The sequence below is a fragment of the Weissella cibaria KACC 11862 genome (assembly GCF_000193635.1).
GTDB lineage: Bacteria > Bacillota > Bacilli > Lactobacillales > Lactobacillaceae > Weissella > Weissella cibaria.
In genome coordinates this window covers 30,512-53,970 of the sequence record NZ_AEKT01000023.1, presented here as the reverse complement: position 1 = coordinate 53,970, position 23,459 = coordinate 30,512, and the positions used below count along the sequence as shown (strand labels likewise).

23 protein-coding genes are annotated in these 23,459 nt (G+C 44.3%); 4 read left to right on the top strand and 19 right to left on the bottom strand.

What is annotated here, in order from left to right; genetic code table 11:
• Positions 1-16: 16 nt before the first annotated feature.
• A complete protein-coding gene (locus ESE_RS0105010; RefSeq protein WP_010372219.1) occupies positions 17-1,699 on the bottom strand; it encodes an alpha-glucosidase in 1,683 nt (560 codons plus the stop codon).
• 156 nt (positions 1,700-1,855) lie between these two features.
• Between ESE_RS0105010 and ESE_RS0105005 the strand changes: the two genes are divergently transcribed.
• Positions 1,856-2,698 carry an aldo/keto reductase gene (locus ESE_RS0105005; protein ID WP_010372218.1) on the top strand — a complete coding sequence of 281 codons (843 nt, stop codon included), beginning with the start codon at positions 1,856-1,858 and terminating at the stop codon, positions 2,696-2,698.
• A 64-nt stretch (positions 2,699-2,762) separates the two neighbouring features.
• Here ESE_RS0105005 and ESE_RS0105000 read toward each other — a convergent pair whose 3' ends face one another.
• The 3 genes from ESE_RS0105000 to ESE_RS12270 form a co-directional block, all read right to left on the bottom strand.
• Entirely contained in the window at positions 2,763-5,270 is a 2,508-nt protein-coding gene (locus ESE_RS0105000; RefSeq protein WP_010372215.1) for a leucine-rich repeat domain-containing protein, read from the bottom strand.
• A gap of 112 nt (positions 5,271-5,382) precedes the next feature.
• The gene (locus ESE_RS0104995) at positions 5,383-5,955 is read right to left on the bottom strand and encodes a uracil-DNA glycosylase family protein (RefSeq protein WP_010372213.1); all 573 of its coding nucleotides are present in this window, start codon (positions 5,953-5,955) and stop codon (positions 5,383-5,385) included.
• Positions 5,956-6,036: 81 nt separating this feature from the next.
• On the bottom strand, positions 6,037-6,195 hold the full coding sequence (locus ESE_RS12270) for a hypothetical protein (protein WP_010372211.1): 159 nt from the start codon (positions 6,193-6,195) through the stop codon (positions 6,037-6,039).
• A 214-nt stretch (positions 6,196-6,409) separates the two neighbouring features.
• Here ESE_RS12270 and ESE_RS0104985 point away from each other — a divergent pair, with 214 nt between their 5' ends.
• Positions 6,410-6,982, top strand: coding sequence for a TetR/AcrR family transcriptional regulator (locus ESE_RS0104985; protein WP_010372208.1), 573 nt, complete (start codon positions 6,410-6,412; stop codon positions 6,980-6,982).
• Between the two features lie 69 nt (positions 6,983-7,051).
• Here the strand turns inward: ESE_RS0104985 and spxB are convergent, their stop codons facing one another.
• The 3 genes from spxB to ESE_RS0104970 all read right to left on the bottom strand — a co-directional run bounded on the left by spxB (position 7,052) and on the right by ESE_RS0104970 (position 11,040).
• A complete protein-coding gene (spxB, locus tag ESE_RS0104980; protein WP_010372205.1) occupies positions 7,052-8,872 on the bottom strand; it encodes a pyruvate oxidase in 1,821 nt (606 codons plus the stop codon).
• Positions 8,873-9,026: 154 nt separating this feature from the next.
• Positions 9,027-10,136: a serine hydrolase domain-containing protein gene (locus ESE_RS0104975; RefSeq protein WP_010372203.1), complete on the bottom strand. Its 1,110-nt coding sequence runs from the start codon at positions 10,134-10,136 to the stop codon at positions 9,027-9,029.
• A gap of 421 nt (positions 10,137-10,557) precedes the next feature.
• Entirely contained in the window at positions 10,558-11,040 is a 483-nt protein-coding gene (locus ESE_RS0104970; protein WP_010372201.1) for a hypothetical protein, read from the bottom strand.
• A 115-nt stretch (positions 11,041-11,155) separates the two neighbouring features.
• Between ESE_RS0104970 and ESE_RS12035 the strand changes: the two genes are divergently transcribed.
• The gene (locus ESE_RS12035) at positions 11,156-11,383 is read left to right on the top strand and encodes a LysR family transcriptional regulator (protein WP_075274781.1); all 228 of its coding nucleotides are present in this window, start codon (positions 11,156-11,158) and stop codon (positions 11,381-11,383) included.
• 118 nt (positions 11,384-11,501) lie between these two features.
• Here ESE_RS12035 and ESE_RS0104965 read toward each other — a convergent pair whose 3' ends face one another.
• The 7 genes from ESE_RS0104965 to ESE_RS0104930 all read right to left on the bottom strand — a co-directional run bounded on the left by ESE_RS0104965 (position 11,502) and on the right by ESE_RS0104930 (position 16,990).
• Entirely contained in the window at positions 11,502-12,260 is a 759-nt protein-coding gene (locus tag ESE_RS0104965) for an SDR family oxidoreductase (protein WP_010372199.1), read from the bottom strand.
• 445 nt (positions 12,261-12,705) lie between these two features.
• Positions 12,706-13,098, bottom strand: a complete 393-nt coding sequence (gene rpsI, locus ESE_RS0104955) for a 30S ribosomal protein S9 (RefSeq protein ID WP_010372194.1) — start codon at positions 13,096-13,098, stop codon at positions 12,706-12,708.
• A gap of 25 nt (positions 13,099-13,123) precedes the next feature.
• Positions 13,124-13,567 (bottom strand): 50S ribosomal protein L13, encoded by a 444-nt coding sequence (rplM, locus tag ESE_RS0104950; RefSeq protein WP_010372192.1) that lies wholly within the window; start codon positions 13,565-13,567, stop codon positions 13,124-13,126.
• 174 nt (positions 13,568-13,741) lie between these two features.
• A complete protein-coding gene (gene truA, locus ESE_RS0104945; protein WP_010372190.1) occupies positions 13,742-14,491 on the bottom strand; it encodes a tRNA pseudouridine(38-40) synthase TruA in 750 nt (249 codons plus the stop codon).
• Between the two features lie 24 nt (positions 14,492-14,515).
• Entirely contained in the window at positions 14,516-15,316 is an 801-nt protein-coding gene (locus tag ESE_RS0104940) for an energy-coupling factor transporter transmembrane component T family protein (RefSeq protein ID WP_010372188.1), read from the bottom strand.
• Positions 15,306-16,172 (bottom strand): energy-coupling factor transporter ATPase, encoded by an 867-nt coding sequence (locus ESE_RS0104935; RefSeq protein WP_010372186.1) that lies wholly within the window; start codon positions 16,170-16,172, stop codon positions 15,306-15,308. The genes ESE_RS0104940 and ESE_RS0104935 overlap by 11 nt, the downstream gene beginning before the upstream one ends.
• A complete protein-coding gene (locus ESE_RS0104930) occupies positions 16,148-16,990 on the bottom strand; it encodes an energy-coupling factor ABC transporter ATP-binding protein (RefSeq protein WP_010372184.1) in 843 nt (280 codons plus the stop codon). Before ESE_RS0104930 ends, ESE_RS0104935 begins: the two co-directional genes overlap by 25 nt.
• A gap of 115 nt (positions 16,991-17,105) precedes the next feature.
• Here ESE_RS0104930 and ESE_RS0104925 point away from each other — a divergent pair, with 115 nt between their 5' ends.
• Positions 17,106-17,699, top strand: a complete 594-nt coding sequence (locus ESE_RS0104925) for a TrmH family RNA methyltransferase (protein WP_010372182.1) — start codon at positions 17,106-17,108, stop codon at positions 17,697-17,699.
• 44 nt (positions 17,700-17,743) lie between these two features.
• Here ESE_RS0104925 and ESE_RS0104920 read toward each other — a convergent pair whose 3' ends face one another.
• The 5 genes from ESE_RS0104920 to ESE_RS0104900 form a co-directional block, all read right to left on the bottom strand.
• Complete coding sequence (locus tag ESE_RS0104920; RefSeq protein ID WP_010372180.1) at positions 17,744-19,420, bottom strand: FAD-dependent oxidoreductase; 1,677 nt, start codon at positions 19,418-19,420, stop codon at positions 17,744-17,746.
• A gap of 304 nt (positions 19,421-19,724) precedes the next feature.
• The gene (locus tag ESE_RS0104915; protein WP_010372178.1) at positions 19,725-20,669 is read right to left on the bottom strand and encodes a metal ABC transporter solute-binding protein, Zn/Mn family; all 945 of its coding nucleotides are present in this window, start codon (positions 20,667-20,669) and stop codon (positions 19,725-19,727) included.
• A complete protein-coding gene (locus ESE_RS0104910) occupies positions 20,662-21,516 on the bottom strand; it encodes a metal ABC transporter permease (RefSeq protein ID WP_010372177.1) in 855 nt (284 codons plus the stop codon). The genes ESE_RS0104915 and ESE_RS0104910 overlap by 8 nt, the downstream gene beginning before the upstream one ends.
• On the bottom strand, positions 21,513-22,250 hold the full coding sequence (locus tag ESE_RS0104905) for a metal ABC transporter ATP-binding protein (protein WP_010372176.1): 738 nt from the start codon (positions 22,248-22,250) through the stop codon (positions 21,513-21,515). Before ESE_RS0104905 ends, ESE_RS0104910 begins: the two co-directional genes overlap by 4 nt.
• Positions 22,251-22,476: 226 nt before the next feature.
• A complete protein-coding gene (locus ESE_RS0104900) occupies positions 22,477-23,343 on the bottom strand; it encodes a serine hydrolase (protein WP_010372174.1) in 867 nt (288 codons plus the stop codon).
• Positions 23,344-23,459 lie beyond the last annotated feature (116 nt).

The following is a 23,459-nucleotide window of genomic DNA, read 5'->3' as shown; positions in this document are numbered from 1 at the left end:
TATACCAACAAATGGACTAAGAAATCCCCATTACCACAGCCGTATATGGGGCCATCGTAATACGATGCCCTGTCATCGTGACTTCACCCGATTGCGTCAGCACCTCACCAATTTGAATCAGACTAAAGCGTGATGATTGCACACTCAAATTAACCAACACGGTAATCAGCCGGTCACCTAAGCGCCGTTGGTACGCGATAACATCGGCCGGCAAGCGTGTTAATGGATGGAAGGTGCCATCAATAATCACATCATGCCATTGTGACTGACGACGCACTTTGGCCAGACCACGGTAATAGTTTAAGACCGACGCTGGGTCTTGCTCCTCGGTTGCAACATTAATATCAGCCCGATGCTCCCCCATTGGCAACCATGGTTCAACCTCTGAAAAACCACCAAACGCTTCACCAGTCCATTGCATCGGCGTGCGGGCATTATCTCGTGACTTTGCATTTAACCATTGCAGTGCTTCGGCCTCTGAAAAACCATCACGCAGTGCCATTTCATAGTTATTCAACGATGAGACATCATTGAATTCTGAAATATGCCGGCGTTCAAAATTTTTCATTCCCAATTCTTGCCCCTGGTAAATAAATGGCACACCTGGTAGGAAATAGTACATTGTCGCTAAACTTTTAGCTGCAACCGCCGTTTGATAAGCAACATTTGGCACTAGTTTTGATAAGACGCGTGGCTGATCATGGTTTTCCAACACGTTTCCCAAATAACCTTCAATCGCTTGTACTTGCTGTTGCGATTCAAAGAGCAAGTCACGTAAATCACTGGTGGTCCATGCCGAACGACCGCGGTACCATTCATCAACATTTTCAACTTCAATATTCATGTACGAAAAATCGAAAATCATTGAAAAATAACCATCCGGTCCAATGTACTGATGTAAGTCTTGTTGCGGTACGCCATATGCTTCACCAATCGTTACGGCATCATACTTAGCGAACGTTTCCGCTTTCAGCTCACTTAGAAAGCGTTCAATTCCCGGCCGGTTTTGCCCCTTCTTTGTTACCGAGACCAACCCATCGCTACCATCAGCCGGTAAACTCGCCCAATCCAAATCCTTTTTTAAATGCGTAATCGCATCAATGCGAAAGCCGGCGACACCTAGGTCTAGCCACCAGTTAACCATGTCATAGATTGCCCGGCGTAGTGCTGGATTTTCCCAATTCAAATCCGGTTGTTCCGACGCAAAGGTATGAAAATAATAAGTCCCGGGCTCATTCGGTACTGGTGTCCATGTTGAGCCGCCAAAAATGCTGCGCCAATTATTCGGTACCGTGCCGTCTGTTGTGGTCTTAAAAATATAAAACTCACGATATGGACTCGCTGGATCTGCTAATGCTTGTTTGAACCAAGTATGTTGATCCGATGTATGATTGACCACTAAATCCATTACGATTTTAATTTGTCGTTCACTTGCTGCCGTTAGTAGCGCCTTAAAATCTGTCAGCGACCCAAACTGCGGGTCGATATCTTGATAATCTGAAATGTCATAACCCATATCAACCATGGGTGACTTATAGACCGGCGATAGCCAAATTGTCGTAATTCCTAACGATTGGATATAATCTAGTTGGTTAATCACGCCCTGAATATCGCCAATGCCATCATGATTACTATCTTGAAAGGAACGGGGATAAATTTGATATACGACTTCGTCTTGCCACCAGTGTCGTTGTGCCATTACTGTGTCCTCCTCTTAACTACGCGTGTTCTTACCGCCAATATACCGAATTGTTTCCTAGTCGCGCAAAGAATTGCTCTTGATAATGATAGCGTTTGCATAAATTGCTTTTTAGTGAGACAGTATGGTTATCAAATGAAAGTGAGGTTACATCAAATGGTTAACATTCCAACACTAACTTTAAATGACGGACATCCACTCCCTGTTATGGGATTAGGAACATACCAGATACGTGGTGGCGCTGGTCGTCAACAAATTCTGGCAGCTATTAAAAGCGGTTACCGTTTAATCGATTCTGCAACAAACTACGACAACGAAGGTATTGTTGGTGAAGCCATTCGCCAATCTGGCGTACCACGCAGTGAATTATTCATCACCTCAAAGTTGCCCGGTAAATATCACGGCTACGATGATGCTTTGATGGCCATTCAAGAATCACTAGCTCGCATGGGGTTGGATTACTTTGACCTGTTCATTATTCACTGGCCACTCCCAAAGCGCGATAAATACGTTGAAGCTTGGCAAGCGTTGGTTACAGCTCAGAAGCTAGGTTTGATTCGTTCAATCGGTGTTTCAAACTTCGAACCCGAACACTTGGACCGTATTATTGATGCAACCGGCGTCAAGCCAGCCGTGAACCAAATTGAAATTCATCCTTACTGGGTGCAAACGGATAACGTCCAAGCAAATATTGATCGTGGCATCACGGTTGAAGCTTGGAGTCCGCTTGGTCGTGGTGGTGGCGCCATGCGCGAACCAGTCGTTCAAACAATTGCTGACAAGTACGGCAAGACGCCAAGTCAAATTATCACCCGTTGGCATATCGACCGCGGTATTGTCCCAATTTTGCGTTCAACCAACCCGGTTCACCAACGCGATAATGCGACGATCTTTGATTTCAAGCTGACTGCTGAAGAAATTGACACGATTAACCAGCTAAATCGTGCCGATGGCCGTATTGACGGGCAGGATCCTAACGAGTACGAAGAATTTGAATAGTTAAAAAGGTCGCCAATCTCCTGATGTAATCAGATGATTGGCGGCCTTTTTCGCACACTAGTGTCTATAAAATTTTAAACCAAACTAAGAAGCCCCATGCAATTCCTAATCCGGCCAGACCGCCGATAACGCTGGCAACCGTATCAAGCGTTGACCACGTTTTAGCAGCGGTTGCCGGTTGGCTCACGGCCCTGGTATGAGTCGTTGCTTGCGTCGGCTGCCGTGTTGTCACACGGTCAGCAGCTTGAGCTTGTGACGCTACCGGCACGGTTTGACCACGCTGGATTGGTTGCACCGCTGCACTCGTCGGTACCGTTGCCTCAATTTGTGTTGGTTGCATCCTTGACGGCGCCGCCACAGCACTAACCGCTTGGCTCCCCGCCAGACTTGGCACACTAGTTGCGACGCTATTTGGTGCTACGGTTTGTGATGCGACTACCGATGGCAAGGTTTGCGTGATTGCTGGTGTCGTATCAATCACCCCACTAGCTGACGTTGCCTGACTAGCAGCCACCAATGTGACGCCCCGCTTGCCGGCTAACGTTGCGCGTTCTGCTGACGAAGCCACTTCCTGTGTTGCCGCAGAGTGCTTAGTCCGCGTCTGGGTCGTCATCGATGAGCTTTGATGTACGTGAGAAGCCTGGCTGCTAAACTGCTGCGACGAATGAGACTGCTTACTCGTTAGCACCTGACTTGATTTTGTATGTGACGTCGCTTGGCTCATACTTGATGACTGTGAACTGGCTTGGCTAGACTGGGGCGCCTGTGAGCTAGCTGCTACCGAACCGGGTAATGTCACCGTTGGTTGGCTGTCCGGAATGCCGGTTACCTTAAAGGCGACATCATAACGATGATTATAGCCAATACTAGCAATATTCACGTGCATATTTTCCATAAAGTACGGATTCGCAACTTGCGCTGGCGTTAGATGAAACTTTGTCGTCATTAAGGTTGCCACACCAACCGTCTTCGTTGATAGTCGCTCACCATCCTTAAAAGTCACACTATCATCCCCATAAGCACTTGGCACACTGACATTGACATACAAGTAGCCACCACCGTTACCATCAGCTTCAAACGTCGCATCTGGTTGGACATAATTACTAGCAACCGATGTTAATTGACTGCCGTCACCTTTTAGTACGGCTAGTTTCACTGCAATCCGTTGTGATTCTGGTGTGGTTGTCTCAACTGCCTGCTCAAACGATTGCGTAATCGTTCCAGAGAAGCGCTGACTGTTCCCCGTTGCCGCTGCGTTATCCCACGCCAAATAACCAGTCGTACCAGCTGTGACCCCGGTAAATGTGACCTGGTCATCCGTTACTGTTACGTTAGTATCTGCTTGTGGGGTAATTGCGACCGACGTGCCGTCAATCGCTTTAGCAGTGACTGGTACGGTGACCTCCGTCTGCCCTGCACTAACCGCAGCCGCTGGCAACGTGATTGACTGTTGCTTTGCATTCACATAGGTTAACCCTGTCATCTTAGCTAAAGGCGTCAAATCCCGTACATGATTACGCAGCAAGTTCACATAAGTCAAATTCGTTAAGCCCGCGATTGGTTGTAGCGTGGTCACTTGCGCATTTGAGAAATTCAAACTCGTCAACGACGTCAGATGCTGCAGTGGCGTTAAATCGGCGACTTGATCTTTGCTAAAGTTCAAACTCGTCAATTTCGTTAACTGCTGCAACGCGGTCAAACTTGTGATTTGATCATTAAAATCAATTGATAAATCCGTCAAACCTGGCATTGCCGCAAATGTTGGCATCATCGCATCCGTTAAGCCCATCTGCGAGAACGTTCCCTGTTGCAACTTCGTCAGAGTGCTTAACATGCTGATATCGCTGCTACGATTATTACCAATTGAAAGCGTGGTCAAATTCGTTAGTTTGGCAATTGGTGTAAAATCAGTAATTTGATTCGAACCAACCTTTAATGACGTTAATTGTGTCAAAGGTGCCAATGCACTAACATCTGTTAGTTTGTTACCTGCCAAACCTAATTCACGCAGTTGATGCAAATTGCCTAGTTCGGGCACACTGGTTACTTTCGTATTCTGCATTTCAAGTGATGTTAGCGTCGTCATCTGATTAAGCGCCGCTAACTTTTCAGGAACCAACCCATAATCGTCTGCAACTAAGTTCAAACTTTTAATCGGTGTACTCGTTAAAGGCGTTAAATCAGGTAAGACGGTCGCTTTATTCATCCGCAAGCTAACATCCTGCAACTTAGGCAGCTTGGCTAACGCACTAATGTCTGAAATCGCATTCCCCGTTAAGTCAATGATGCCGAGATTAGTGGCGTATTCCAAACCAGTTAAGTCCGTGATGCCGTCATAAGTCAAATTCAATTGCTGAATTTGGGCAACATTGCTTTTAGTCAGTGGTACACCGGCACCCAACGCACTTTGTAGTGCTTGACGCAGCGCTGCATCTGGTACCCAGTCAGATGCAGCATCAGTTGCCATAGCAATATTGTCAGTCGCGTATGTTGGCGTAGACATAATCGTCATGCCACCTAACACACTACTAAATAGCAAACCACCAATCATTGCCGTCCGCTTTATATTCATAAGATTCTCTTACCTACACATTCTAGGTCAGCACGTTCATAGCTGACATTAAATTAGTCCTACTTTTAGGAGTGTACAGGAATACTTACCAATAAACAATGTTTTCACAAACTTATTTGGCCAAAATCGTCGCCACTCGTTTTTGAAGTGCCGGCACAACCGTGGCTTCAAACCATGGATTCTTAGCCAGCCAAATATTGTTAAGTGGGGATGGGTGAGCCAACGGAAAATACTTAGGGCCAAAATCTGCAAAGCGTTTCACAATCGACGTTAAGGTTTCGCTAGATTTGACGTCTAAATAATACTTTTGTGAATAACCGCCAAGCAGCAAAATCAGGTCAATCTTTGGCATCGTCGCCATAATCCGTTGATGCCATTCCTGCGCCACAAATTTACGTGGTGGCAAATCACCCGTTTTCGCTTTACCTGGATAATAAAAATCCATTGGCAAAACACCAATTAGGCCCGAATCATAAAATACGTCACGATCAATGCCCATCCACTCTCTCAGTCGGTCGCCACTCTTATCATTGAACGATACGCCCGTCTGTTCAACCTTCAACCCCGGCGCTTGCCCAATGATTAAAATCCGGACATCTTGCCCGACCATGTAAATTGGTTCGAGACCTCGCTCAGTGAATGATTGATTCCGTGGGTCAGCCATAATCTCTGCTTTTAAATCCATTTTCCCCGCCTCCTTATTACTGCTATCATAGCAAACAAAAGCAAAACGCTCACACCAACTAATTTCAGTGCGAGCGTTTTATTAGGCATTCAATTTTACTAACACGACCAGCCAAAGTACTAGCATAACGCCAAAAAGTATATCTAGCAGCGTCCAAAACTTTGTTTGCTTTTTACGTGTCGTCATCAGCGCTATCCAGACCACCACTGTCACCACGAATAACGTCACAATTGCTGACATCGTCCCACCTCCTCATCATAAACCGTACCCCATAAACTTATGATACACTTGGTCGCCTTGCGCACTCAATGCCTCGTCGTTGTCACTTGTAAACGTCACCTAAAAATAAATTGAAAATGAAATAAGACTTCATTAAATCAACGTTATATAATATACGTCATGTATACAATACTGTTTCATCAGATTGCCACATTAACAATTCAAGGAGGTAATCATGCAATTCACTGACTCTGACATTCAAATTTTTCAAGCATTCGCTAAAGTCGCCCAACGTACCGCATCATTTTCTGATATTACAATCAAAGCGATTGCTGATGAGGTCGGCATCTCACGCCAGGCCATGTATCAAAGCCATTTTCGCAATACCGACGAGCTATTAACATCTTTGTATTACTATGTTGATCAAGATATTCAGGATGAAATTAAAGCGGTTGTCACAGAGCGGGCTGGTAGTCCATCTATCATTCATCACTTGGTTTATGCTGTATTACCACTGATTTATGACAAACGTGACTTCTTTCAAATCCTTTATTCTGATAAAATCAATTCCACTTGGAACGGCTTTATGGAAGACCGTTACAGTGATTTACTACTACCACTGTTTCAAGATCGCTTACATATGGGCGTGGTTGTCCCAGCGACTGTGCAATCTAAAGTAATTATCCATGAATTCATTGGCCTTGTGTCAATCTGGATGAATCAAACTGAGCCGGTCTTACCAGAGTCCTTCGCGCCAATTTTGATTTACGCCCTGAACAATTCTGCTAGCACAATGATCAATAATTAACACCATAAGAAAAAGCAGCTAAGTGTCGTTAGCTGCTTTTTTGTGTATGGTTATCTAATTTAGGTGTGTTTAGAAGCTAAACTTATTGCCTTCGTCAGCCTTAATGTAGTTTGACGTCAAGCCTTCACCTTCCAAGTATTCACGGAATGGTACTAGGTCTTCAGCCTCATACTTGGCCTTGTAGTCTGCAACGACATCTTCACTGTACAAGTTGGTATCCAACTTCAATGTTTCAACTGGAATTGGACGATCCTTTGTAATCTTGGCATCCACTACCACTACACGACCTTGCTTGTAGTAATCAACCGCTTCTTGCATAACGCGATCAATATCTTCAATGCGGTTAACCGTCAAACCAACGGCACCTTGCGCCTCACCAACCTTGGCGTAATCAACGTCAGTGAAATCAACGCCGAAGTTGTACTCGTTAGTATCCTCATACTTGTTCTTAATGAAGCCGTATTCTGTGTTGGTAAAGACGACATTGATAACTGGCATGTCGTAACGAACGTTCGTAACCACATCAGGGTATGTCATTGAAAAGGCACCATCACCGATGATGTTCCAAACTTGACGGTCTGGGTACGTGTTCTTTGCCCCGATTCCACCAGGCAAAGCGATTCCCATCGTCGCGAACAATGGTGATGTTCGCCACATGTTCTTAGGATTCATGTGCAAGTGACGCGTTGACAATTGGGTCACGTCACCGACATCAGTTGAGAAGATGGCATCTTCATCAGCCAACTTGTTAATCGCATTGTAGACTTGGTAAGCCTGCAATGGACCTTCTGTCTTCTGCTCCAACTTGTTCATGTAATCGCGCCAGTTTTGCACGTTCTTAATGTTTGCACGCCACCAAGCGTTTTCTTCAACAGGGGCCACCTTTGCCAACAACGCTTCAAGCGTCTTACCTGCATCCGCCAAAATGGCAACGTCCGTTTCGTGACGCTTACCAAGCATTGCTGGGTTCGCATCAACTTGCACAAACTTCTTAACGTTACGGAACGTCCCTTCAACTTCTGAGAATGGGAAGTTTGTTCCCATAAACAATACTGTATCAGCTTCCAATACCGTTTCGTTAGCTGGCTTCCAACCAACACGGAAGGTTGAACCCGTCAATGCCTCAAAATCCCAGTCGAAGTTATCAAAATTCTTACCCGTCGTAATGACTGGTGCCTTAATCTTCCGTGACAACTCTTGGACTAAATCACCGTGGCCTTGTGTACCAAATCCAGCATAAATCACTGGACGCTCAGATTCAGCCAAAATGTCGACAACCGCATCGATATCAGATGCTTGTGGCTCAACTGGTCGGTAGTTTTGGAACTTAGGACCTGATGAATACAATGGCGATGAGTAAATTGAAGCGGCGTCAAGCTCTGCAAACCCAAAGTCAGCAGGGACTTCAAGTACCGCAACACCATGTTGTGAGATAGCCGTACGAATGGCATCATCCACCAAGTGTGGCAATTGTTCAGCCGTTGCGACACGTCGGTTATAAACCGCAATATTTTCATACATTGGATTTTGGTTTAGCTCTTGGAATGAATCCATATTCAATTCGCGAACTGGCTTTGAACCTAGGATGGCCAACACGGGGATGTGATCCATTGCGGCATCATACAACCCGTTAATCAAGTGGGTCGCACCTGGTCCCCCTGAACCAACTGTTACCGCAATTTTACCACCGAACTTGTATTGCATAACGGCAGCCATGGCACCAATTTCTTCGTGCTTCACTTGAATAAACTTAATGTTGTTTTCTGGATTTCCCATTGCATTCATCAAGCCGCTAAGCGTACCTGATGGAATACCGTACATGGTGTCAATCCCCCAACCTTCCATGACTTTCAATGCTGCTAATCCTGCAGAAATCTTCGTATCTGACATTTCAATGCCCCCCATAAATTTAAAGCAAACGTTGTAAGCGCTTTCTTGTTTACATTGTATTTTAAGTAAGCATCGATTGTCAAGTTTCTGGGACTATTCACGAACCGAAATTGAAACATTCCGCTGTTTCATGCGGACGAAATGCTTCGCGACTTTACTCAACTGTTAGTAGGCTATCGTAGAGGTGAATAACAAGATCCACATTCGTGTGTGCCTTGGTTGTATCTTCGTTGCTTAACCAAATAACTATGTTTTTACCATCTTTGCTCATCTTAACTGACGGTTCAAAGCCTAAAATAATCCCGTGCATCCGGTAGGCATTGCCATCATCGTACATCCCACTCGCATAGGTTTCATTAGGTGCCAGTCGCATCATTGCATTAAATTGCAGCTTTGAAATAATCTTGTTGCTTAACTCATCTCGCAGTAATTTATAGAGATTACCCGTCGTCATCTCAATACTACCGGTCCCAATTTCTCGGTTAAAGATATTCGGATTATCAAAATAAGCTGTCCCATCTGCCCCGTAGTTTGCTGTCTTATATGGACTGTCAATGAAGTCGTTGTAGTCCGTATAATCGATATGATGTTGGCCCTTGAACGTTTCCTTTAATAAATCGGCATAAGAACGACCAGTAACCTGGCGCAAGATGCCAACTAACGCGACGTAATTACCAGCTGAATAGTACCAAGCCCCACGTTGATCCATCACCAACTGTGATAACGCATACTTTTCATAGCCTGCTTCATCAAGCGTGGCTTCCGTTTTGCCTATTTGATTATAACCAGCTGTCATATTCAACAATTGCTGTACAGTAACGGTGTTGGCTGCCGGTAATTGTGGTAAATATTGGCTCACCTTATCAGTTAACTTAATCTTCCCCGTTGCCACTTGTTGCATCACGAGCAATGCCGTTAGATTCTTCTGAAGTGACGCAATCCCATACAAAGATTGGGTTGTCGCTGGCTGGTTAGTCTGCTTATTTGCCAAACCATATCCCTGATTGAGAATGATTTTACCGGCTTTGGCTACTAATAATGTGCCACTTCGACCAGTCGCTTTGACTTGCTGGTCAATCGCTTTGGCCAAAACCGACTGTGGTTGCACGGGCGCGTTTATATTTTGCTTAACCACCGGTTTATGAATTTTCCGAACCTTTGGTGCTGCTTCGTGGCCAATTACACCATGCGATAGGTAGGTGAACGTCCCTCCTGTGACTAAAATCGTCAGGATTGTCGCACCAAGTATTTTACCAACTCCCATAATTTCCCCCTCAATTGTCATTAGTTGCTTCGGACTAAACATAAAGAACTAACGCTTTGATATGATGCTGTCAATTATACAACGGCGGGTAGTTTTCATTTAGTCACAATTGCCCATATTTGTTAAAGATTGCAATAGACGCAAAAAAGCACTTACTACCGAAGTAATAAGTGCTTTTAATGTTTTTTGAATCGTTCCCAATCCAGAAAGTGAAAATCGAAAGATTAACGCTTTGAGACGATTTTGATTACTCTCCATGACCCTAGAATGCCGTTAAATCAACGTTTCTGAGTCATACAAAGTCACCAAAAATCACTGAAAACATATCAATTGCTCCACAAATCGCTCCATGCTTTGCTTGCATACATATCTTTGCACCTTTTTTTGGATAACCAAAACACTCAAATCATCATTGAAAAACTTACTTATTTAATTGTTGAAGCTGATTCTCTAGCTCCATTAAAGCCTTTTTCTTTCTCTTATCGCTCGTCCGGTAAAAACCATTAGCAATACCCATACCGGTTAACAGAATTAGTACAATCACAAATATTAACATAGTATGTTCTTCGACATGCTCTTCTACTAACGAATATGTTTCGGCAATTGCCAGCAACCAACCACCAAGTGCTACATAGAACCAGCCTGTCGCTTTATCCAAAAATCCAATGACCTTACTTAGTTGATCTCGACTCACATTATTTTCAGCTAAGATTTTCAAGGTCCGTTTTTTCTCGTTGCGCACCTTCAATGGCGGTAACAACCAAAGCCATGGTGAAACTTTCTTTTCACTTTGTCCTTTTTGTTCACGAACTACTGATAATTGTTCATTTAACTCCAACAAACCTTGGTACAATGAAAAAGTAAAAATTAACCAAGCACTGCCAAACTCCAATAAGGTTGTCATGATAAATTCCTCTCCACTTAAATAACATCAGTCATTATATTACTGCTAGAAAATAAGAACAATCTTTTGACTCTGGAACTTTTCGTTAAATTCCAAACTACTACCGAAGTAATAGATGCTTTTAATGTCGTTAAATCGCAAATTTGAATGGTACTCGATCCACACAATTCCGAAAACGTTGATACAAAGGGCTTTGACTGCTGCCACTATCAAGCTCAACACAACCCAAGTTGCACTATCTCGTCAATTAAAATTACTCGAAGCTGCACTAGGTGTCACTATAATAAATCGCAACCACAAAACAGGCTCCCTCACCCCGGCAGGTATCTATCTGGCTAAGTGAAGACTTAATTGCCCTCGCTGACAAGACGGTGACCAATCTGCAAGACAAAGATGCTCACACTACACAATGTGATCGTGCGGCGTGAGCATCTTTTAAGTGTTTGCAATCATTATCAATACTAGACTTCTTGAGCCGTCGGACGAATAATCATATCCGTAATTGACACGTGCTTTGGTTGATCTACGACATACGCCACTGCATTGGCAATATCTTCTGGATCCAACACATTCATACGCATCTCTTCTTGTGAGACATGCTTAAACATTTCATCCATCGCTGCTTGCATTTCAGGATTATCCAAAGTGCTCATCAACTCAGTTCCCACTGAACCTGGTGAAACAATCGTTGAACGGATACCATGCAAGCGCTCCTCTTGACGAAGGCCTTCCATGATAGCACGAACAGCATACTTCGTTCCGTTATAGACAGCTGATTCAGGATAAACAACGTGGCCAGCAACAGAGTCGGTTGTGATAATCAACCCATCATTTTGTTCTTGCATAATTGGCAATGCCGCTGCAATACCATGCAAAACACCCATAATGTTAATGTTGATTTCCTTTTCCCAGTTTTCAAACTTTGCGTCTGCCAACTTTTCACGTGGCATGATACCAGCATTGTTGTACAAAACATCCAAACGGCCAAACTTTTCTACGGCTAGGTCAATCAAAGCCTTAACTTGATCCTTATCCGTCACATCAGTTGCTTGATAAATAACGTTATCGCCACCAATTTCGGATGCAATTTCCGCCAAACGCTCCTCGCGTCGCGCCCCCAAAACCAGCTTGGCTCCCTTTGAAGCAAGTAGCTTAGCGGTTGCAGCACCGATACCAGATGACGCACCTGCAATAACAACAACTTTATTTTCAATCGTCATTTTGTGACTCCTTTTAATCATATTTCACAATAAACAGTCTAAAAGATAATCCTTACATAAGGTAAACATCATCCGTACAGCAATAATAACATGTGCGGCCAAACCATTACCAATACCTTTGTTTTATGGTGAACTATAACAAAAAGTTATCATATGACCTTAGTCAGCCACTACCGCCGTGACACCGGATGTCTTTCAAATGTTAATGGATAAAGAACCAACTGAGTTTGGGCACATCTTTGATACAGATAATTTTCAGCATGCGGCTTTATTGAAGAAGCTTTTGTTAAATTCAGTGCGCTAAAAAAGACGACCCACAACATAAAGTCATGAGTCGTCTTAATTTTTTGATTCGTATTAAGTAGGTTGAAGCACCATGTTTCCCATGATGTTTCCCACAAACTCTCGAATTCGTTGATATACCGCTGTTTCCAGCAAGTTGATATTAACGCTTTGAGAATTGTGAAGCCTTACGGGCCTTCTTCAAACCTGGCTTCTTACGCTCCTTCATACGAGCGTCACGAGTCAACAATCCAGCCTTCTTCAAAGCTGCACGGAAGTCAGGATCCACTTGCAACAAAGCACGTGAGATACCGTGACGGATGGCACCAGATTGACCTGAGAAACCACCACCGTTTACGTTAACCAAAACATCGTAGTTTCCTAGAGTTTCAGTAACGTTGAATGGTTGTACCATAACCTCACGCAAGTTAGCGAAAGGAATGTATTGTTCAGCTGAACGACCGTTGATCGTGATGTTACCGTTACCAGGTACCAAACGTACGCGGGCAACAGAGTTCTTACGACGGCCAGTTCCGTAGTATTGTACTTGAGCCATAATTAACTATTCTCCTTTCGTTAAATTAAATAAGGTTAGTGATATCCAACACTTCAGGGTTTTGTGCTGCGTGTGTGTGCTCTGAACCAGCAAACACGTGCAACTTCAAACCTTGTTGGCGACCAAGAGTACCCTTTGGCAACATACCGTGAACTGAAAGCTCGATCAAACGTTGTGGGTTCTTCTCTCGCAAATCACCGGCCTTGCGCTCCTTCAATCCACCTGGGTGGTTTGAGTGGTGGTAGTAAATCTTGTCCGTTGCCTTCTTACCAGTCAAAGCGACCTTTTCGGCGTTGATAACGATAACGTTATCACCCGTGTCGACGTTTGGCGTGAAAGTAGGCTTGTTCTTACCACGCAAGATTGATGCTACGACAGTTGACAAACGTCCCAATGCAATATCAGTTGCATCGATGACGTACCACTTGCGATCGATCTCACCTGGCTTTGCCATATAAGTTGTACGCATGGAAATTTCCTCCAATATTCTGTTTGTTTACTTTACCAATAATTAAAAAAGTCGTACCAGGACATTCCCATTGCGGTGTGGTAAACAATACCGAGATTTATCTTACCTTTTTTCTACCGAAACGTCAACGGAAATACGCCCTAGATTTGAACTATTTGCTTGTTTTCGTGCTTTTTAATAGTCAACCGACATTAAATAGAGGCCCTGTGCTGGCGCTGTAAATCGCGCTTGTTGCCGATCTTTTACGGCAAACAATCGCTGAATATCATCAACCGGCCGTGACCCGTTACCAATTTCCAGCAAAACGCCGACCATGATGCGAATTTGATTATACAAAAAACCATTCCCAGTAAATTCAAACCAAATTTCATCCTCTTCCGGTTTCTCCCACATCTTAGCAGAATAGACCGTACGCACCGTTGTTTTTTGCTGGAACCCAGACGCAACAAAACTCAACCAATCGTGCTCTCCCACATAATCACCAATCGCCTGCTGCATCAATGACGTATCAATGCGACGATGCCAATGCCCCGTATAATTACGTTTAAAGGGATCAATGAACTCTGTCGTCGACAACCGATAGCGATACGTCTTATTGTGTGCACTAAATTGTGCGTGGAACGACTCATCAACCTTTTCAACTGACTTAATGCCAATGTCATAAGGCAACATGGTTGATAACCCTTTTCGAACCGCTTCATTTGGAATATCAAACGGTAAGTCAAAATGGACAACCTGCCCTTGCGCGTGTACTCGCGCATCAGTTCGGCCCGAGCCTTGCACCCGAATGTGGTCCGCTGGATCTTTAGCCATCTTATTGACGACCTTCTCCATTTCTAATTGCACTGTTCGTTTCCCAGGTTGCACTTGCCACCCGTAAAATTCAGTACCATCGTATGAAATTGTCGCTTTATAGCGCGGCATATTCAACACCTCTTACTTCATTTTTTATAGCCATTTAGTCGCGATGAGTAACACCGTAAACACAATGAACCCAATTACCGCAATGGTATCTTGCTTTTGCCAGGTTAAGACACGGTACTTCGTGCGGTTATCACCACCACGATAACCACGTGCCTCCATGGCATCCCCCAATTCAATTGCTCGCTTGATCGCGTTGATAAACAAAGGGATTAGGAGGGGCACAAATGCCTTAATGCGACTAATAATATTACCCTCATTAAATTCAACCCCACGGGCACGCTGTGCGTTCATAATCGACTCTGCTTCGTCCATGAGCGTTGGCACAAAGCGGAGCGCAATTGATAGCATTAACGCCAACTCAGCCACTGGGAAGCCAACCTTCTTCAAGGGTTGCAACAAACTCTCCATCGCATCAGCGACTGCCAACGGTTGCGTTGTTAACGTCAAGATGGTTGAAAACATGATAATCAACATAAAGCGGACGAAGACCGCGATACTATTCGTCACACCATCAGTCGTGATGGTTAGAAAAGCCCAATGCCACAGGACGTCACCAGTTTGAACAAAGAATAATTGCAATAAGGTTGTGATAAACATCAAAAACATCAGTGGTCGAACGCCACGAATAAAGACGCCCACACCAAGTCCCGTCAACAAAATTGATAGTAGCGTGAACGCAATCGCCACGACATACCCCGCCACATTATTCGCAAAGAATACAACGAAAATGAAGGCGACACTCAAAATCAATTTTGTCCGAGCATCTAAACGATGAATCCAAGAATTCCCTGGCATATAACGGCCAATAATCATATTAGTGAACATGTGCTGACCCTCCTAACTGCTCTGCCAATTGATCAGCTAGTGCATCGATATCCAACACCGTATCTAACGTGACACCTTTTGTCGCCAACTTATCGGCGAATTGCTTGGCGATTGGTACATCAAGTTGCTTCTCTTGTAACCAGGCCACGTCATCAAAAATCTTTGCTGGTGTGCCCTCTTTGACAACCGTACCACCTTCAAAAACAACCACATGATCCGCATATTGGGCCACATACTCCATCTGGTGTGTGATTAATACAACCGTCAAATGACGTTCCTTCTGCAGACGCGCAAACAAGGTCATTAACTCTTCTTGCCCCGCTGGATCAAGTCCAGCAGTTGGTTCATCTAGAATCAGCAAATCTGGCTCCATTGCGAGCACGCCAGCAATGGCGACTCGCCGCATTTGACCACCTGATAATTCAAATGGCGAGCGTTCATCGTACTTTTCGGCCATCCCAACCGTCCGAAGCGCGCGCTTTGCGGCCGCTTCAGCTTCAGTAGCCGTCTTACCAAAGTTCTTTGGCCCAAACATCACGTCTTTTAAAACGGTTTGTTCAAACAGTTGCGCTTCTGGAAATTGAAATACCAACCCAACGTGCGCACGCATCTTATTCAACTCTTTGGGCTTCGTCGTTGGCACAATCCGTTGCTCGGCAATTGTAATCTCACCAGCAGTTGGGATAACCAGGCCATCTAAATGTTGCACCATCGTTGATTTACCTGAGCCGGTGTGACCAATCACAGCCGTAAACTTACCCTCTGGCATCGTAAAATTGACATCATGCAGGCCTTGGGTCGCGAATGGTGTATTTAATTGATACGTAAATCCTACTTGGTTGAAATTGATTGCCATAACCAATCCACCATCCCTTCTGTCGTCAAATATGACGCAGGGACGTCAATGCCACGTTCCCGCAATTTTTCCTTAAGTTGCTCAGCAAATGGGACGGCTAAGCCAAACTCGCGCAGCTTATCCGCATTTGCAAAAACCTGTGCTGGTGCGCCCGTCTCAATCAAATCACCATCATTAATGACCACGACACGATCAGCACTCGCCGCTTCTTCAATATCGTGTGTAATTGATAGGACAGTCAATTCATCCCCCATCCGGGTCTTCAGTTCGTGCACCAGCGCAATCATTTCACGACGGCCCTTAGGATCTAACATGGCTGTCGCTTCATCAAGAATCAAAATTTTAGGTTGAATAGCAAGAACCGATGCAATCGCAACACGTTGCTTTTGCCCACCCGATAAACGTGCAGGTTCGCGGTCAGCAAACGCCGCCATTTGGACCTCAGTCAACGCAGCTTGCACCCGTGTAATCATTTCTTCACGGGCAATACCTCGATTTTCAAGTCCAAACGCCACATCATCAGCAACTGTTGCGCCAACAAATTGGTTATCAGGGTTTTGGAACACCATGCCAACCATATCGCGAATGGCCCACATATTCTCTTCTGTCACTGGCGTCCCCGCAATCGTGATATCTCCTGCAGTGGGCGCCAATAGGTAATTCAGTAATTTTGCTAAGGTCGACTTACCTGACCCATTATGTCCAATAATTGCCACCCACTCGCCCTGATTAATCGTCAACGATAAATCTTTCAACGCTGGGGTGTCACTATTAGGATATGAGTAAGTCACGTGTGACAACTCAATAATTGGCGTCATGTTTGCGCCCCCTTTTATTTTCTAATACTTACAATAATAACAAACAACCGCTTGCTTTTGTTTAGTTTGAGGATGTTTGTTTGTCGGTTACAATAGAAGACAGAGGAATACCATTATGTCTGATATTGATTTAACCCGGTCAGCCGATTATCGTAACGTGACGGACTTTTACAAAGGCAAGTCCGACGATGAAATTCGCGCTGACCTTGACCAACGCCGCGGCGAAATGATTTCAATTATGCAAAATCTCAGCCACGACTTCAACAAAGCTTCTGCCGTACGTAATAGTAATGCCTTTGGTATGCGCAAGCTCATTTTTTTAAACCCTGAAAATCCGGCTATTCCAGACGCCCCAGAAGGGATCAAAAAATGGGACCGGCGCGGGTCTTTGGGCACACAAAATTATGAGCACATTGAACATCGGCGGGTAACTGATTACCAAGCTGTTTTTGACCAGTTGCATGCCGACGGCTATACCATTTACGCCGTCGACAACACACCAGGTTACCAACCACAGTCGTTATATAACGTGACCTTCCCGGCAAAATCAGCCTTTCTTTTCGGTGAAGAACGACTCGGCTTAGCTGATGACCTCATCGCAGCAGCTGATGCCATGATTTATATTCCACAGTACGGTAGTGTTCGTTCAATCAACGTGAGTGTCGCTCACGGAATCATTGCCGCCTTCTATGCCTCACAACATATGTAAAAAGCTCGTCGACTTAACAATCGACGAGCTTTTTTAGCGACAATTTACTTTTTCAAATCGTTGTAACGTGACTCGTGCTTACCGTACAAGCTACGTCCCAATGACTTTTCAAGGAATGGTACGACCCAGTAGTCCAAACCAACCGTGCGTCCCGCACCGTTCATCAAGGCCAATGAGGCGAACGTCATCAAGATAGCAGATCCAGCAACGCTTTGACCAGCAATCAACATAACCAATCCCGTCACAAAGGCGACAAATGAAGCCAATGACGTGAACAAGCCAAATGTAATCAACCAACCAACAAGTGAAGCCAAGACACCAACACCACCGTTCAAAGCAGCACCCGCTTGAATCCACAAAATTCCAACAACAATACGAAGTGGCAATGACCACAAAACGTTACCCATACGTGATGTCCAGCCAAAGAATGGCGTACGACCGTTTGGCGTACGGAAGAATTCATCCATCATGTAGTGGAAAATGTGGTAACCACTCGTGATTTGCGTAAAGAAGTACAAATTAATCACGTGCTTGAACATGTTGGCAAAGAATCCCGTTAGTGGAATACCATTCTTACCAAACTTCATGCTACCGAATTGTTCCGCAATACCTACTGTGTAGTGAGCACCGATTGAAACGGCATATCCTTGGTAGTGACCCTTAAAGGCCTTACGTGAACCCTTACCAGTCAAGTCATACACAATGTTAGGTACGGCCGTGTTCGCAGCTGATTCACCACCCTCAACCGTTTGTGGTGTCCAACCTGAACGTGGGTTGTCTGCAACCGTACGGGCAGGTTCTTGATAAGCAGCGACGTCACCAACAACATAGATATCTTCTTCGCCCTTTGCGCGTGAGTAATCATCCGCCATGAAGCGACCAGCAGGTCCTTGTTCCAAGCCCCAAAGTGAGCCTTGTTCCTTCGCCTTAACACCAGCCGTCCAAACCAACGTCTCAGTTGGAACTTCTGTGCCGTCCTTCAAGACAGCAGCGCTTTCCTTAACTTCAACAACACCAGCAGACTTACGCAAGTTAATACCATGATTAATCATGTATTGCTCACCCTTGTCAGCCAACTTACGGTTTGCAAGCATATTCAAAATTGTTGGTGCTGCTTCGATAACATCAATCTTAATTTCTGATTCATCCAAGTTGTTAGCTTCGGCTAATTCGCGACGTTGTTCAATCAACTCACCAGCCAATTCAACACCCGTGAATCCAGAACCAACCACTGCGATACGCAATTTTGCTTCACGCTTGGCTGGATCCAATTCCATGGCACCTTCACGAATAACCTTTTCAATGTGGGCACGAAGCTTAACAGCTTCTTCAAATGACCACAATGTGAAGCCGTATTCTTCAACACCTGGCGTACCGAACGTGTTCGTTGTACCACCAGTTGCCAAAACCAACTTCTCATAGGCGATATCGCCTTCTGACGTCTTTACAATCTTGGCATCCTTATCAACACCTTCAAGATTAGCCGTCACAATTTTAACGTTTGGCTGACGTACGAACAATGTACGCAAGTCAAGTTGAATGTGCTTAGGCTCAACACGCTTCGTTGCAACTTCGTGCAACTCAGTCATGTACGTAAAGAATGAGTGACGATCAACCAAAACGATTTGGTAGTCAGTACCCTTCAATCGCTTAGCCAATTTACGTGCCGTGAAGACACCAGAATAACCAGCGCCGACGACAACAATGTTTTTAGTAGCCATACAAAAATCTCCTCAATAATAATCCCACTAATAAAAAATAAATCCATTAGCCATTTTAGACCTGAAAATTGAATTTGTAAACGTGTTCACTTGTTTTTTGTGCATGTTTTGTCCTATAAACAAAAGGTTTCTCGTTTCATTATAGCAATTTAGGACCGTCTGTTCGTGCATAAACGCTCAACCAAAAGTGCAATATATCGGACTTTTATGTGCCCCGAAAGTGCAACAAAAAAGCCACGCCATGGCTGAACGTGACTTTCTAAATTAATTGTGTGTTGTTTAGGTCAGGTAATCGTTCCCGGTATTAATCGACTAACATGCCCGCGTGAATCTTATCAATATTCCACTTAACCATATCGTAATAGGTATCCCCGGTTGTCCCCTTCTTCGCCAGTGAATCGGTATAAATCTTTTCGTAGATTGGTAACCCAGTCTCCTTTGATACCTTTTCCATTGATTTTGGTGATACTGAACTTTCAACAAACAACGACTTTACATTCGATGCCGCAATCTTGGCTAATACTTGCTTCATTTGCTCAGGGGTTCCTTGTGACTCAGTATTAATTTCCCAGATAAAGGCTGGTTGAATGCCGTATGCCTTCGAGAAATACTTAAAGGCACCTTCCGATGTCACCAACAAACGCTTTTCTACTGGGACATCAGCGAATTTGTCTTTTGCTTCGTTATGCAACGCACGCAACTTCGCAATGTACGCATCTGAGCGCTTTTGGAAGGCTTGGGCGTGTTCTGGGTCCTTATCCTTCAAGACGTTTGTAATCGTCTCAACGTACTTAATACCATTGTTTAAGTCCAACCAGGCGTGGGGATCCATTTCATCTTCCTTGCCCTTTGACGTCAAGAACAATGGTTCCACTAAACGTGAAGCTGAAAATACTTCTTGGTTATCCCGCTTATTAGCTGTTTTCGTAAGCTTTGAGAACCATCCGTTACCGCCCGTTTCCAAGTTAAGTCCATTGTGGAAGATGACATTAGCTTCCGTTGTCGCAGTGATATCGGCTGTTTTTGGTTCATATTCGTGCGGGTCTGTTCCGCGCTTAACGATACTGTAAACCGATACATCATCACCACCAACTTGTTCAACCATATCTTCAAGAATTGAATTCGTCGTGACAACACGTAGTTCACCACTTGCCGTAGCCGTTTGTGCATCACGATTTTGCACAAACCAAACCGTTCCCCCAATTGCAATTGCCAGCGCACCTGCTGTTAACCCAAGTTTCTTAAGCATTTTTAACCCCCATTAGTTTTGTCACAAAGCCTTGCTTTGGTGACACGATAAACGACCCCAAAAAGATAAGCGCTGCCACCAACACGATAGCAGGACCAGACGCCCAATTTAACGTATATGACAGATATAGCCCAATCGTAGAGGCCAATGCCCCAAGTGCCGAGGCTAAGACAACCATCGTGGTCAACCGGTTCGTCCAAAGAAACGCGGTAGCAGCTGGCGTAATTAACATCGCCACAATCAAGATAATCCCGACCGTCTGAAGTGCCGATACCGTGACTAACGTTAGTACAATCATCAAACCGTAATGGACATACCCTGTCTTCAGGCCATATGTCTTAGCAAATGTTTCATCAAACGATGTAATCAATAATTCCTTGAAGAACAACACGATAAACAAAATGACAATTGCTAATACAATAATCGTCGTAATCAAATCACGGTCTGACACTGCTAACACATTTCCAAACAAGATATGATGCAAATTCGTTGATGACTCAGCCATCGAAATCAGGATGAATCCTAAGGCAAAGAATGCCGAGAACACAATACCGATTGCTGTATCATTCTTTAGCTTACTGTTTGTCGCAACAAAGCCGATCAACAGCGCCGCAATGACCCCAAATGCTGAGGCACCAATTAGCAGATTAATCCCCAGCATATACGCAACCGCAACTCCCGGTAGCACAGAGTGAGAAATCGCATCACCCATCAACGACATGCCACGTAAAATAATGTAACTACCAATAATGCCTGACATAATCCCAACCATCACAGATGCTAACAACGCACTCTGCAAGAAGTTATAGTGTCCTAAGGCCGCGATAAATTCACCAATACTCGTCATGATACATCCTCCGTTTCAGTGAACAGAACTGCGCTCAAATCCGCTGAGAAGGCTTGTTGGATATTGACCTTATTGTAAACGTCCGACACAGGTCCATGCGCGACAATGCCGTGGTTCATAATTAATAAGTCATCAAAGTAATTCGCAACTTTGTTCAAGTCGTGGTGAACAACAATGATGGTCTTACCGGCTGCACGCCAGTCTCGCAGCACATGCATAATTTCTTCTTCCGACTTCATATCAATCCCGACGAAAGGTTCATCTAAAATCACAACATCTGCTTGCTGAACAATAGCGCGTGCTACAAAGACACGCTGCAATTGCCCACCGGATAATTCACCTATTTGACGATTTCGAAATTCCGTCAGATTAACTTGTTCGAGCGCTTTCATAACATCATTACGCTCTGTTTGCCCAGGGCTTTTGAATAATCCTAGCTTGCCATAAGTGCCGGTTAGAACCACCTCAAAAACACTGATCGGAAATGTTAAATCTAACGCTGCTCGCTGTTCGACATATGCAATTTTGCGTCGAACACGCCGGACCAGTTGATTATCCACAAACGATTCACCCGTTCGCCGAATCAGACCCAAGGCCCCTTTGATTAGGGTCGACTTACCCGCGCCATTCGGGCCAATAATCCCCGTAATCTTGCCCGGACTAAACGCGACTGACAAATCGCTAAACACCGGCGTCGATGTGTAGGCGACTGTCAGTTCCTTAATTTTTAGCATGACTGCCTCCTATGATTGTTTTTGGTTATGCAAAATATTCTTTTCCAAAACCAACTCACTAAGAGTAACTTATCCGCACACGCTAAACAATAGTTTTTCTTAGATTGAAAAATAAATGTAACTAGATAACATCTAACTGACATGAACGCTTGTTAATAGTTAACAGGTGCAAATAAAAAACACCTAGCTAATACGATTGTTTAGCCAAGTGCTTCGTCTGTATTTTTTATTGCGCATTCAATGTCGTATAAGTTGCCTTAGCCAATTGTTGTACCAGGTCAATACCAGCGTCTTCAGAGACGGTTTGATTGCTTAAAATGGCAATAACATAGTCTGATTGTTTACTCGTAATATGACCAGTTGAGTTAATAATCCAGCCATTTTTATCTGCCAGCCAACCATTTTTTAGTGCAACTGTGGCATCCGGCGTTAAGCCAGCTGTAATCCCCCAACTCTGATCTACCGCAATATTATTCATTAAGCCTTGCATATACGTTCGTGAACTATCTGTTAACACCCGACTCTGATAAAAAATATTCTTAAGCAACGTCAGTTGATCTGTTGCCGTTGTTGTCGAGTACCCCCATGATTCACTATCCATGTGACTATGGGTCATACCCAGGCGCTTAAACAAGGCATCTGGTTGCGTATTGCCCCCCTCTGTTTCAAGTAGGGCTGTCGCCGCATCATTATCGCTGTCTTGAATCATTGCGCTTGCCAATTCATCTTCATAATTCGACAAACCAGTGCCATTAGTCGCATGCTGTCGTAACAAGTTAGCGAGAATTGCGACTTTCACAATACTTGCCGTTTTAAATTGCACATTTGCATCGTTAGATAATTGGGTTGTAACGCCCGTTTTATGGTCATAGACTGCAATATCAACCGGGGCATTCTGCTTATCTAAAATGCCACGCCAGGCCGTTTTTAGATTATTGGATTCATCACTGACTACGGCAGCCTTGGTGGCTTCGAAATCGGCTATTAATTGACGCCCAGCATATTTATAGGCCAAGGCTATGCCAAACACCAACACAACGCCGACAAACAATACCTGCTTGTAGGGTCGCTTTAAATTTGTACGCGATGTCATGGCACACAGCACTTCCTTTCGTCGTAATCGTTACTAAACGCTATTAACTAATTATTAGTATACTCAAGAAACTTAATCGAATCTTTTATCACAACATCTATTGGCCTTGAGAAGGA

Coding starts and splice junctions, on each gene's coding strand:
- ESE_RS0104935 (WP_010372186.1), bottom strand. CDS start 16,172: ATGGCAATCAATTTCAACCAAGTAGGATTTACGTATCAATTAAATACA.
- ESE_RS12270 (WP_010372211.1), bottom strand. CDS start 6,195: ATGTCAGCAATTGTGACGTTATTCGTGGTGACAGTGGTGGTCTGGATA.
- ESE_RS0104995 (WP_010372213.1), bottom strand. CDS start 5,955: ATGGATTTAAAAGCAGAGATTATGGCTGACCCACGGAATCAATCATTC.
- rplM (WP_010372192.1), bottom strand. CDS start 13,567: ATGCGTACAACTTATATGGCAAAGCCAGGTGAGATCGATCGCAAGTGG.
- ESE_RS0104970 (WP_010372201.1), bottom strand. CDS start 11,040: ATGACAACCTTATTGGAGTTTGGCAGTGCTTGGTTAATTTTTACTTTT.
- ESE_RS0104900 (WP_010372174.1), bottom strand. CDS start 23,343: ATGACATCGCGTACAAATTTAAAGCGACCCTACAAGCAGGTATTGTTT.
- ESE_RS0104920 (WP_010372180.1), bottom strand. CDS start 19,420: ATGGCTACTAAAAACATTGTTGTCGTCGGCGCTGGTTATTCTGGTGTC.
- spxB (WP_010372205.1), bottom strand. CDS start 8,872: ATGTCAGATACGAAGATTTCTGCAGGATTAGCAGCATTGAAAGTCATG.
- truA (WP_010372190.1), bottom strand. CDS start 14,491: ATGCCGCGCTATAAAGCGACAATTTCATACGATGGTACTGAATTTTAC.
- ESE_RS0104910 (WP_010372177.1), bottom strand. CDS start 21,516: ATGACGAGTATTGGTGAATTTATCGCGGCCTTAGGACACTATAACTTC.
- ESE_RS0105005 (WP_010372218.1), top strand. CDS start 1,856: ATGGTTAACATTCCAACACTAACTTTAAATGACGGACATCCACTCCCT.
- rpsI (WP_010372194.1), bottom strand. CDS start 13,098: ATGGCTCAAGTACAATACTACGGAACTGGCCGTCGTAAGAACTCTGTT.
- ESE_RS0105000 (WP_010372215.1), bottom strand. CDS start 5,270: ATGAATATAAAGCGGACGGCAATGATTGGTGGTTTGCTATTTAGTAGT.
- ESE_RS0104985 (WP_010372208.1), top strand. CDS start 6,410: ATGCAATTCACTGACTCTGACATTCAAATTTTTCAAGCATTCGCTAAA.
- ESE_RS0104930 (WP_010372184.1), bottom strand. CDS start 16,990: ATGACGCCAATTATTGAGTTGTCACACGTGACTTACTCATATCCTAAT.
- ESE_RS0104915 (WP_010372178.1), bottom strand. CDS start 20,669: ATGCTTAAGAAACTTGGGTTAACAGCAGGTGCGCTGGCAATTGCAATT.
- ESE_RS0105010 (WP_010372219.1), bottom strand. CDS start 1,699: ATGGCACAACGACACTGGTGGCAAGACGAAGTCGTATATCAAATTTAT.
- ESE_RS12035 (WP_075274781.1), top strand. CDS start 11,156: ATGCTTTTAATGTCGTTAAATCGCAAATTTGAATGGTACTCGATCCAC.
- ESE_RS0104940 (WP_010372188.1), bottom strand. CDS start 15,316: ATGTTCACTAATATGATTATTGGCCGTTATATGCCAGGGAATTCTTGG.
- ESE_RS0104925 (WP_010372182.1), top strand. CDS start 17,106: ATGTCTGATATTGATTTAACCCGGTCAGCCGATTATCGTAACGTGACG.
- ESE_RS0104905 (WP_010372176.1), bottom strand. CDS start 22,250: ATGCTAAAAATTAAGGAACTGACAGTCGCCTACACATCGACGCCGGTG.
- ESE_RS0104975 (WP_010372203.1), bottom strand. CDS start 10,136: ATGGGAGTTGGTAAAATACTTGGTGCGACAATCCTGACGATTTTAGTC.
- ESE_RS0104965 (WP_010372199.1), bottom strand. CDS start 12,260: ATGACGATTGAAAATAAAGTTGTTGTTATTGCAGGTGCGTCATCTGGT.